Source organism: Thermoclostridium stercorarium subsp. stercorarium DSM 8532 (assembly GCF_000331995.1).
Lineage (GTDB): Bacteria > Bacillota > Clostridia > DSM-8532 > DSM-8532 > Thermoclostridium > Thermoclostridium stercorarium.
The window spans coordinates 2,878,949-2,890,625 of record NC_020134.1 but is presented as its reverse complement, the minus strand read 5'-3'; the positions used below and the strand labels follow the sequence as shown (position 1 = coordinate 2,890,625).

At 43.7% G+C, this 11,677-nt stretch carries 11 protein-coding genes; 10 read left to right on the top strand and 1 reads right to left on the bottom strand.

The features are described 5' to 3' along the window. Positions 1-72: 72 nt before the first annotated feature. On the bottom strand, positions 73-807 hold the full coding sequence (locus tag CST_RS12685; protein ID WP_015360329.1) for a tRNA 2-thiocytidine biosynthesis TtcA family protein: 735 nt from the start codon (positions 805-807) through the stop codon (positions 73-75). 465 nt (positions 808-1,272) lie between these two features. On the opposite strand from CST_RS12685, the gene rpsR reads away from it, so the two are divergent. From rpsR to CST_RS12635, 10 genes are all read left to right on the top strand, one after another. Beyond that, positions 1,273-1,566: a 30S ribosomal protein S18 gene (rpsR, locus tag CST_RS12680; RefSeq protein ID WP_015360328.1), complete on the top strand. Its 294-nt coding sequence runs from the start codon at positions 1,273-1,275 to the stop codon at positions 1,564-1,566. Between the two features lie 277 nt (positions 1,567-1,843). Then, a complete protein-coding gene (locus CST_RS12675; protein ID WP_242823562.1) occupies positions 1,844-2,152 on the top strand; it encodes a MazG-like family protein in 309 nt (102 codons plus the stop codon). 50 nt (positions 2,153-2,202) lie between these two features. Further along, positions 2,203-2,652 (top strand): 50S ribosomal protein L9, encoded by a 450-nt coding sequence (gene rplI, locus CST_RS12670; RefSeq protein ID WP_015360326.1) that lies wholly within the window; start codon positions 2,203-2,205, stop codon positions 2,650-2,652. A gap of 45 nt (positions 2,653-2,697) precedes the next feature. Further along, positions 2,698-4,032 (top strand): replicative DNA helicase, encoded by a 1,335-nt coding sequence (gene dnaB, locus CST_RS12665; protein ID WP_015360325.1) that lies wholly within the window; start codon positions 2,698-2,700, stop codon positions 4,030-4,032. A 5-nt stretch (positions 4,033-4,037) separates the two neighbouring features. Continuing rightward, complete coding sequence (gene tilS / locus CST_RS12660; protein WP_015360324.1) at positions 4,038-5,471, top strand: tRNA lysidine(34) synthetase TilS; 1,434 nt, start codon at positions 4,038-4,040, stop codon at positions 5,469-5,471. A gap of 51 nt (positions 5,472-5,522) precedes the next feature. Then, positions 5,523-6,041 (top strand): hypoxanthine phosphoribosyltransferase, encoded by a 519-nt coding sequence (hpt, locus tag CST_RS12655; RefSeq protein ID WP_015360323.1) that lies wholly within the window; start codon positions 5,523-5,525, stop codon positions 6,039-6,041. 182 nt (positions 6,042-6,223) lie between these two features. After that, positions 6,224-8,104 carry an ATP-dependent zinc metalloprotease FtsH gene (gene ftsH, locus CST_RS12650; protein WP_015485179.1) on the top strand — a complete coding sequence of 627 codons (1,881 nt, stop codon included), beginning with the start codon at positions 6,224-6,226 and terminating at the stop codon, positions 8,102-8,104. A 220-nt stretch (positions 8,105-8,324) separates the two neighbouring features. Then, the gene (locus CST_RS12645) at positions 8,325-8,951 is read left to right on the top strand and encodes a methionine synthase (protein WP_015485178.1); all 627 of its coding nucleotides are present in this window, start codon (positions 8,325-8,327) and stop codon (positions 8,949-8,951) included. A gap of 15 nt (positions 8,952-8,966) precedes the next feature. After that, entirely contained in the window at positions 8,967-11,357 is a 2,391-nt protein-coding gene (locus CST_RS12640; protein WP_015360320.1) for a homocysteine S-methyltransferase family protein, read from the top strand. Positions 11,358-11,466: 109 nt separating this feature from the next. Next, positions 11,467-11,658, top strand: a complete 192-nt coding sequence (locus CST_RS12635) for a DUF2087 domain-containing protein (RefSeq protein ID WP_045750371.1) — start codon at positions 11,467-11,469, stop codon at positions 11,656-11,658. Positions 11,659-11,677: the final 19 nt, after the last annotated feature.

Below are 11,677 nucleotides of genomic sequence, written 5' to 3'. Positions count from 1 at the left end.
ATTTCCTTTATACAAGGGGTAAAGCTAAAATATCCCCGGTTAATTCAGCCGGGGATATTAAAGGTTATCGTATCAAAGCGGCGGATGCCAGCCGTTGATGTTGCCTCTCTGGATTGCGCCGAAAAGGTTGTCCTTGATGTGTCTGTTTTCTTTCATTAAACCGGCTATAAGTTCTTTTACATAGTGGCGCTTTGTTTTCCCTTCCGCCCTGCATCCGCTGGGGATTGGCATAATGCCTTTCTTGTTCACGTAGGAACGTATCATTTTCTCCTCAGTGTAAATGAACGGACGGATTAATGTAATACCTGTCCTGTCAAGGTACGTAACGGGTGAAAAGGTGTGAATTCTTCCCTCGTAAAACAGAGAAAGCAGGAGAGTTTCTATAACGTCATCCTTATGATGGGCAAAAGCCACCTTGTTGCAGCCGAGCTTTTTTGCGGCGTTGTGTATTGCACCGCGTTTCATATTGGAGCATAAAGAACACGGATTTTTTTCATTTCTCACATCGAATACGATTTTTGCAATCTGAGTGTCTTCAATATGGTACTGTATACCGATATTCTCGTATATGTCAATCAATGCGGGCAGGTCAAATCCCTCGTTACCGAGGGAAATGGTAATTGCAAAAAGTTCAAATTTCTTTGGGTAAAACCGCTGTAATGCCTTCAAGCAGTATAAAAGCGTAAGGCTGTCTTTACCGCCTGAAACTCCTACGGCTATTCGGTCACCTTCCTGTATCATGTCGTAATCCTCTACTGCCTTGCGCACTCTGGCCAGCAGTTTTTGAAACAATGCTTCAGCCTGCAAAAAAATCCCTCCGGATTTTGATTAATTTATAAACAGTATTTTAGCAGTAACGTTGAAAAATTTGAATAATTATTTTAACACAGCTCGGCTATACGCGCCAATTTCAGTTAAATTGGAATAACTGCAAAATTGAACATGTGGTTGACGGCTTAAAAGACATTGAATGTCATGTATATTGTTTATTGATGAAAAAGTTTATTTGTAATAAAATTTCTGCAGAGTAGTGTTGGTTGTGGAAAAACCTGATACGGTAAACGGACGGCTTTATTATACTTATAACGATTATCAGTATAATGATGACCGACTGTTTTTTGATGGATTGATCTTGACATTGATCTCTGAAGTAACCTTTTAAATGAATTTATTTGACAGCGTTAGGCTAATATGTTATATTATCTTAGTTGTAGTGTGTTTATTTGTATGGGATCGTGTGTGAATGGTTGTTAGCGGAAGGAGGCATTATGAATGTCAGAAACAAAGAAGAAAGAAAATAGTGCAAACGGCAATAAGGAAGCAGCTGAGAAAAAGGTAGTAAAGGCCGTAAAAAGAAAGGCAAGGAAGAAAGTTTGCCAGTTCTGTGTGGAAAAGGTTGAACGCATAGATTATAAAGATGTGGCAAGACTTAAGAAATTCCTTACGGAAAAGGCCAAGATTGTTCCCAGAAGAATCAGCGGTAACTGTGCGAAGCATCAGCGCCAGCTTACCACCGCTATTAAACGGGCAAGACATATTGCACTTCTGCCGTTTACAACCGATTAAAATTTACAGCCTATAGAAGCAATTCTATAGGCTGTATGCAAATATTGCCATTTCGCTGAAAACAAAAGGCCGCACGGGAAATATATAAACAAATATACCACCGGTGCTATAATCTTATTAAGAACGGGTTGGAAGGTATCCCCATTATGAACTGAGACTGGTTTGACGGAGGGTGGGGATATCTGTTTTTAAATTCCAGTCGCGTTTTTTAAAATTATAAAGCCGAAAGCAGTATTAAAAATACACGAAGGGTGGTATTATGATCAGCGGCCTTGATGTGAGCAGAAATTTAAGGATTATTGAAAATCTTAAAAGCGAGTTGCTGGAGGATATCGCCACGTTATACAGACATCTTGCAGATCCTGTTCTTGAAGACACCCGGGACGTCGCAGCGGATACCCTTTCAGAGATGATTGTCATATGCTATTTGCTGGGAAAGCGTCTGGGTGTTGATTTTTCCACAATGGACAGGCATATCGCGAAGAAAATAAGATTGGGGCTCATTAACGAGAATGAAATAGAGAAATATTTCGGGGATTTGTCTGAACTGGCAAGAGTACGTTCGGGTGAATTGCATAAGAAATAATCCCGGTAAGTTTATGACTTGCTTCAGAATAGAACCGGAGGGATAACATAATGAAAGTTATTTTAATGCAGGACGTAAAAAATCTGGGCAAAAAAAACACCCTTGTTGAAGTAAGTGACGGATATGCGCGAAATTACCTGATTCCCAAGGGTTTGGCGAAGGAAGCTACCCCTTCGGCGATTAATGAAATGAAAATGCGGGAAAAAGCGGAGAAGGCGAAGAAGGAAAACGAATTGGCCAATGCCCGGAAACTGGCTGAAAAATTAAACGGCGCGGTTATAACCTTTGCTGCAAAGGCAGGGGACAACGGTAAGCTGTTCGGTTCCATCACCGCAATGGATATTTCCGAAAAACTGGAAAAGGATTTGAATGTTCAGATTGATAAAAGAAAAATTGTTCTTGCCGATGCCATAAAATCCCTTGGAGTGTATGATATAGAAGTGAAGCTGCACACCGGTGTCTCAGCGGTTATTAAAGTGCAGGTAATGAATAAGGAGTAAGGACGGTTTTGGAAAAAATAGTTTTTTTCTTTCAGGGGTGCTGAAATGGACATCGGTTTTACGGGAAAGGTGCCGCCGCATAGCATCGAAGCCGAACAGTCGGTGCTTGGGTCAATCCTTCTGGATCAAAATTTACTGCCGGATATTGCCGGCAGGCTTAAAAGTGAAGATTTTTATCTGGAACAGCACCGGGAAATTTACGAAGCCATTCTGGATCTGTATGAACAGAACCAACCCGTTGATCTGGTGACCCTTTCCGAACAGCTGACAAAACGGGGCACATTGCAGAAAGTGGGGGATTACGAATATCTTTCAAATTTGGCTTTGGCAGTGCCCACTACTGCGAATGTAAACCATTATGTTTCGATTGTTGAGGAAAAGGCATTACTGCGCAAATTAATTCAGGCGTCCAATGAAATATCCAAACGAAGTTACGAATCCAACGAAAGTGCGCTTGATATACTGAGTTATGCAGAAAAATGCATATACGACATAGTTCAGAACCGTACCAGTACCGGGCTGGTTCCGATCAATGACGTGCTTGACGTAACTTTCTCCAGGTTGGAGGAGTTATACAATAACGCGGGTTCATTAACCGGCGTGCCCAGCGGATTTATTGATCTTGACAGGAAGACGTCAGGTTTTCAGAAATCCGATCTTATTTTGATTGCAGCAAGGCCTTCAATGGGGAAAACTTCCTTTGCGCTGAACATAGCCGCTTATGCAGCCATTCACAAAAACATACCCGTTGCCATATTCAGCCTTGAAATGAGCAAGGAGCAGATTGTCAGCCGTATTATCTCTTCCGAAGCCCTGGTGGAAATGGAGAAAATGAGAAGCGGCAGGTTTGAGGACGAGGACTGGGTAAAAATGGCCCAAATAATGGGGCCGCTGTCAAAAGCTCCGATTTACATAGATGATACTGCAAACATAAATGTGATGGAAATGATGTCAAAATGCCGGAGGCTTAAAATGAAAAAAGGGCTCGGCCTTGTAATGATAGATTACCTGCAGCTGATGCAGGGAAGCAGGCGGACGGATAACCGGCAGCAGGAGATATCGGAAATTTCAAGATCGCTGAAGATTATGGCAAAGGAATTGGAAGTCCCTGTGATAGCTCTTTCACAGCTCAGCCGCGCACCCGAGGCAAGGCAGAATCACAGGCCTATGCTGTCGGACCTGCGTGAATCCGGTGCAATTGAGCAGGATGCCGACCTGGTTATGTTTTTATACCGTGATGATTACTACAATGAAGACAGTGAAAAGAAAAATATCACCGAGGTAATTATAGCAAAACACAGAAACGGCTCGATAGGTACCGTTGATCTGGCGTGGATTCCTCAATATACTAAATTTGGCAATCTTGAAAAAGGATTTTGAGGGAAATGGATGATAAGCTTTTGGAACGGGTCAATTCCTGGGCTGAACAATATGGCATACTGAAGGAAGGAACCCTTGTTGTGGTTGGTGTTTCAGGGGGAGCTGATTCGGTATGCCTTTTGGATATAATGTGCAGGCTTGGTAATACAAGAGGGTTCTCGGTAATTGCAGTTCATGTGAACCACATGCTCAGAGGGAATGAGGCCGACGAAGATGAAGCCTTTGTAAGGGAATTGTGCGGCAAATACCGAATACCGCTGAAAGTATTCAGGGAAGATGTGGCAGCTTTTGCGGGCAGAAATAATTACTCACTGGAGGAAGCCGGCAGGATAATCCGCTATGAGAAAATGAAAGAGGTCATGGAGGAGCAGGGGGCTTCATATATTGCGGTTGCCCATCACAGGGATGATCAGGCCGAAACGGTATTTTTAAATATTTTACGGGGAACCGGGCTGGATGGTTTGTGCGGAATGTCCGATATAAACGGCAGGATAATACGGCCTCTCCTGACGTCCGGAAAAGACGAAATACTCGAGTATGTTAAAAGGAACGGCCTTACGTACAGAACCGACAGCACAAATTACGAAAATACTTATTTGAGGAATATTATAAGGAATGTTATTTTCCCGGAAATTAAGCGGCATACCGGAACAGACATAACTGCAAAACTTTTCAGGATGCACGAATTGTTAAGGAATGACAGGGATTTTCTGAACAGATACGCGGAAGAGAAATTCAGCGAAATATTGCTTTTTAAGGAGAATGGCAGAATTGTGCTGCGGAGGGATAAACTTACCGAACTTCATCCGGCTGTTTCGGGACGGGTAATCCGTATTGCGTGGGAAAAAATTACCGGGAGCCGGCAGGGACTTGAATCGGTGCATGTGAATGCTGCTTTGAGTGCGGTGTCAAAAGAAGGAAACAGAACGGCCGAACTGCCAAAAAGGATAAAAGTAATATCCGAATATGACAGAGTTGAGATTTCAGCCCCAAAAAAATATGATGAGAATGAGCCGGTTTTTTTCAGAGTGCCGGTGCCATCGGTAATGGAACTGCCAAACAGAGTCAGAATCGAGGCCAAGCTCTATACCCGTGAGGAATATGTCAGAAAATTCGGAGAAATAAAAAAAGCCAGGGAAAACAGTCTTACTCAAATATTTGATTATGGTAAAATAAAAGAGGGAATATATATAAGGGGCAGAAGGCCCGGAGACCTTTTTCACCCGTATAACAGCAAGGGGAAAAAAAAGCTGAAGGATTTTTTTATTGATCTTAAAATACCGAAAAAAACAAGAGAAAACATCCTTTTGCTCGCGGAAGGAAAAAATATTATATGGGTGGTCGGGTACAGAACGTCGGATAATTATAAAATTGAAGACTCGACTGAAACGATACTGTATGTTAATATTACAATACAGGGGAATAATTTTGAATTTTAAGCTGACATCATAGGCTAAACGCCTTAGATTGAGCATCACGGAGGAACCGTTATGAAAATGGAAGTGCTTATTACAAAGGAAAAGCTTGAGGAAATAGTAACCGATTTGGGAAGAAGAATAACCGAGGACTACAGGGACAAGGAACTGGTACTGGTTGGTGTGCTAAAGGGCGGATTTATATTTCTGGCCGACCTTGCGCGGAAGATTGATATGGACGTAAAAATAGACTTTATATCGGTATCAAGTTATGGAAATTCCACGGAATCGTCGGGAGTTGTAAGGATTATCAAGGACATAGAGTCGGATGTGAGCGGTAAACATGTTTTAATTGTTGAAGACCTGATAGATACCGGATTGACGTTGCAATACCTTAAGGATTTGTTTAACACAAAGGGGTGTGCCAGCGTAAAGCTTGCAGCCATTATGGATAAGCCTGACCGCAGGAAAGTGGATCTGAAAGTGGACTATGTAGGCATTGAAATTCCTGACGAGTTCGTAGTGGGTTATGGCCTTGACTATGCCGAGAAATACAGAAACCTGCCCGAAGTCTACATCATAAGGGAAACTTAAGATTGAGTTTTATGGTTAATTATGCTAATATAACAGAAAGCGGTTTTTGACGGAAATACATCTGTTACGCAGAATACTGCGCAATCCTTGGGATATATATAATTCTGGGATTATTAATTTGGTTGCCTGTGAAAGCAAGTGCAGAAATATTTTTGTATATAGCCGACGGGAGGTTTAACTCATTGAAAAATTTACGTGGAATAAGCTTTTATATTATTTTATTCGTCATTATTCTGATAATTATAGCCATGTGGAATGACTTCAACAATCCGCTGGTTATGAAGTACAGCGATTTTAAGCGGGAACTGGACAATGGCAACGTTAAAAGTCTCCAGGTACAGGGATTGGAAGCTCAGGTTATTTTAAAGAAACCTTCCGGCCAATTCAAGGATAACGTTGTATACACCACCAGTTTTCTATCGGAAGAACACATAGCCCAGGTAATAGACGAAGCAATAGAAAAAGGTCTGTTGGAAGATGTTTATTATCCTCCTGAAGCGAAGGCGCCGTGGTGGCTGACGATACTTCCCACCGTTGTTATTGTGGCTCTGTTTATACTGTTTTGGGTTTTCTTTATCCAGCAGACACAGGGCGGCGGCGGAAGCCGGGTTATGTCCTTTGGAAAAAGCAGGGCCAAAATGGTTTCTGATGACAAAATAAAGGTTAAGTTTGATGATGTGGCAGGCGCCGATGAAGAAAAGGAAGACTTAATGGAAATCGTGGAATTCCTTAAAGAACCCAAAAAGTTTGTTGAACTGGGTGCAAGGATACCGAAAGGTGTTCTTCTTGTAGGACCTCCTGGAACAGGTAAAACTCTGCTGGCAAAAGCGGTGTCAGGCGAAGCGGGTGTTCCGTTCTTCTCAATAAGCGGTTCGGACTTTGTTGAAATGTTTGTCGGTGTTGGCGCATCAAGGGTACGTGATTTGTTTGAAACGGCAAAAAAGAATGCGCCCTGTATTATTTTTATCGACGAGATAGACGCGGTGGGCCGTCATCGCGGAGCTGGTCTTGGCGGCGGGCATGATGAAAGGGAACAGACGCTGAACCAGCTGCTGGTTGAAATGGATGGTTTCGGGGTCAATGAGGGAGTTATTGTGCTTGCGGCCACAAACAGGCCGGATATACTCGACCCTGCATTACTCAGACCCGGACGCTTTGACAGAAGGGTTGTCGTAGGTCTTCCTGATATTAAAGGCAGGGAGGAAATCCTCAAGGTACATTCCCGCGGAAAGCCCTTGGCTCCCGATGTGGATTTGAAGGAAATCGCAAGAAGTACGCCCGGTTTCACAGGCGCCGATTTGGAAAACCTGCTGAACGAGTCTGCTCTGTTAGCCGCACGTAAAGGCAAGAAACAGATAACCATGGAAGAAATAAAAGAGGCAACGTTTAAGGTTATGGTCGGGCCTGAAAAGAAGAGCAGGGTTATGAGCGAAAAGGAAAAGCGGCTTACTGCTTATCATGAAGCAGGTCATGCGATTGCCGTAAGGGTTGCATCCACTACAAACAAGGTTGACAGAGTTTCAATCATTCCGTCCGGTTTGGCGGGAGGATATACCGCTCATAAACCCGAGGAGGATATATCCTATAAGACCAAGTCGCAGCTGCTGGAGGAAATTATAATATCCCTTGGCGGACGTGCAGCGGAAGAACTGGTTTTGGGTGAAGTAAGCACGGGCGCATACAGTGATCTGAAACACGCGAATACCATTGCGCGGAACATGATTACGAAGTATGGTATGAGCGAAGAGCTTCAGAACCTGTATTTCGGCGATGAGAACGACGAAATATTCCTGGGTAAGAGCTATGGTCATTCCCAGTATTTCAGTGAAGAAATATCGGCTAAAATAGATCTTGAGGTTAAGAAAATAATTGACGAGGCTTACAGCAGAGTTAAGACGATATTGAGTGAGAACATGCAGCGACTCCATGATGTCGCTCAGGCATTGCTTGACAAGGAAAGACTTGAAGGCGATGAATTCGAGAGGATTTTCAACGAGGGCTACAAACCCGAGCCAAAGCAAAATGAACCGGAAGTCAAGGAAGAGCCTAAGCAGATCAGTTAAGGCTGCTGAGGAATTTCAGAATAAATTGAATGAAGCATAGCATGTGTCCAGAATGCTATGCTTTTTTGTTGACTTTTCGCGATTTAAGTTTTATTACGCCTCAGACAGCGGAAGGGTATTGTCGGGTGGTTTTGACTGAATATAATTGTGAAATAATTGTACTTGAATGTATATAGTACATTGTGATAAAATAATTAAAATTTTATATATGAGGGTCAAAGTGGAAAACATAAAATTTTTTAAGAATATCCCTGCGCAGTACAGCAGAAGCCTGATTTATACCCGTCTCGGGTATGAAAAAACGAACACCCGGATTGAAACGGACAGAAGACGGCTGATTGACAGATGGATAACCGAAGCCGAAGAATTGTGCGAAACAACTGTAATATACAGAACGGTTGAAATAGCGGTGCATAAAAACACAATTACCCTCGACGGCGGCGAAAAGCTGGAAAGTTCGTCCCTGGCCGCGCTTCTGCAAAACTCCGGTTCAGCTGTCCTTATGGCTGCGACCGCAGGCTCACGTATAACTGATGAAATAAGACGGCTTCAGGAATCCGGAGACATGGCAAAGGCTTTGGTTTACGATGCGGCGGCTTCGGAAATAACAGACGCCGGACTGGACTGGATTATGGGGCTGTTAAGGCAACAGCTTATACGCCGGGGAATGGCTTTAACGAGGATGAGGTACAGTCCGGGATACGGAGACCTGGATTTGTCGTGCCAGAAAGTTTTTTACGATTTGCTCAGTCTGAACGAATGGGACATTGAGCTTAACGAAAAGTATATACTGGTTCCTGAAAAAACAGTAACTGCAATTGTCGGAATCGAATATCCAAAAGGATGAATTGGGGGAATAACCTTGACTAAGCAGGAATTTAAACAAATGGTTTCAGACCGAATAGTAATACTTGACGGCGCTACAGGAACTCTTTTGCAGCAGATGGGAATGCCTGCCGGAGTCTGCCCTGAAAAATGGGCCCTTGAGAACCCTGAGGCCCTTATTAATATTCAGAGGCAATATATTCAAAGCGGATCGGATATAATCTATGCCTTTACTTTCGGAGCCAATGAACTTAAATTAAAGGAATTTGGCATTGACGACGTAACCGGAATAAACAGGGAGCTTGTGCGAATTTCCAAACAGGCATCGCAGGGCAGGGTACTTGTGGCCGGAGACATGTCACCGACGGGACAGTTGATGGAGCCGTTTGGGAGTTATTCTTTTGAGGAAATTGTGAATGCCTATAAAAAACAGGTTATTGGCCTGCTTGAAGGCGGAGTCGATCTTTTCGTAATAGAGACAATGATGGATATTCAGGAGGCCAGGGCTGCACTTCTGGCAGTAAAGGAAACTTGCAATCTTCCGGTTATTGTTACAATGACTTTTGAGCGCGGCGGTTACACAATTAACGGCACAGACCCGTTAACCGCGCTTGTAACGCTCCAGAGCCTTGGTGCCGACGCAGTGGGATGCAATTGTTCCACAGGTCCTGAAGAGATGCTGGGGATAATTAAAAAATTGAGACCCTATGCGGATGTGCCGCTGGTGGCAAAGCCAAACGCAGGAATGCCCCGGCTTGTTGACGGAAAGACCGTGTTCAGCATGAACGCCGACGAATTCGCGGCTTTTACCGAGAAGTTTATAGAAGCCGGTGTAAACCTCATCGGCGGATGTTGCGGTACAACCCCCGAGTATATTCAAAAGATAAGCAAAATTGCAAAAGGCAGGAAAGGATCGGAATGCGGCTGCAAGAACAAAAATTTGATAATTTCATCATCCTGCACGACTGTTTCGGTGGGACATGACCTGCCGGTGTGCATTATCGGTGAAAGGATCAATCCGACGGGCAAGAAAAAACTGTCGGAAGAACTAAGGAAAGGCTCCATGGATTTGGTTGTGGAACTGGCACGGGACCAGTCGGAGCTGGGGGCGCAGGTTTTGGATGTGAATGCCGGACTTCCCGACATTGACGAGCGAGAAACACTTACGAAAATTGTGAAAACCTTAAGTCCCATCGTAAAAACGCCGCTTTGCCTGGATTCTTCTTCTCCTGAAGCTTTGGAAGCCACTCTCAGGATTTATCCCGGAAGGGCGCTGATAAACTCCATATCCGCAGAAAAAAGAAAGCTGGAAAGGATACTTCCCATTGCGGCAAAATACGGCGCGGCTTTCATACTTTTGCCCGTTGACGACGTTGGGGTGCCGGAAACGGCAGAAGACAGAATCAGGATAGTGGAAAACGTATACGAAAAGGCAGCCGAATACGGGTATACGAAATCCGATATTCTGGTAGACGGCCTTGTTCTGACTGTTGCGGCAAACCAGAAATCATGCCTTGAGACCCTTAAGGTAATAAAGTGGAGTACCGAAGAATTCGGCGCGAATACCGTTATAGGTCTTTCAAACGTTTCATTCGGACTTCCCGGAAGATCATGGATTAATGCGGCTTTTCTGGCTATGGCAATTTCACATGGCCTTTCCGCCGTCATAATGAATGTGCAGTCCGAAGAAACAATGCATGTGAAAAGGGCTGCCGATGCGTTAACAGGCCGGGATTGCAACAGCATGAATTTTATAAAAACGTATCAGAAACAGGATATACCAAAAGAAGAAAGGAAAAATAAAGGCGGAATTTACGACTGCGTTGTTGAAGGCAGGCGCGGGGAAGTTGTGGAGTTAATAAAATCTGAAATTGCCGCCGGTATGCATCCCGCTAAAATAGTAGATGAATATCTGGTTCCGGCGATAACCCGTGTTGGGGAGCTTTACCAGGAACGCATCTATTTCCTTCCGCAACTGATTCAGAGCGCTGAAACAATGGAAGCGGCGATGAATTATATTTTGCCGTTGCTTGAGGAAAACAGCGTGCAGGTGAAAAAGAAAGGAAAAATAGTTATTGCAACGGTAAAAGGCGATATCCATGACATAGGGAAGAACATGGTGGCGCTGATGCTTAGAAACTATGGCTTTGACGTTGTTGATCTGGGAAAGGACGTGGATTCCGAGATAATTATAAAAACGGCGGTTGAAGAAAAAGCAGACATAATCGGCCTTTCGGCGTTAATGACAACTACAATGCAGGAAATGAGGGTGGTTGCTGAAAAGATACGTGAGCGGAATATCAACGTAGGTTTAATGATAGGCGGTGCTCCTGTTAATGAGGATTATGCGCGGGAGATAGGAGCCGTTTATGCAAAAGATGCATATGCCGCGGTGAAAAAGGCCGAATCGATGGTGGCGGGAAAATGACGCTGAAAATGCGTTTAAAAACATGTTTTTTTCGGAGGGCGGTGAAATATGGCCGAAACGGTGCCCGACGACATTAGAAGATTTTTGATGATAACAGCCAGTTAAAACAATGGCTTCAAAAAAGAAAGACAAGCTGCGGGTTCTGGAATTTTTGTCGGATAAGTTTGAAAAGGGAAAAATATATACGGAGAAAGGAGTCAATGAGATTATAAAAGAAGCGCATACGTTTAATGATGCTCCGTTACTCAGGCGGGAGCTTTATGACAACGGTTTTTTAGACAGGACGAGGGACTGCAGATAATACTGGAAAAGGTAATCCG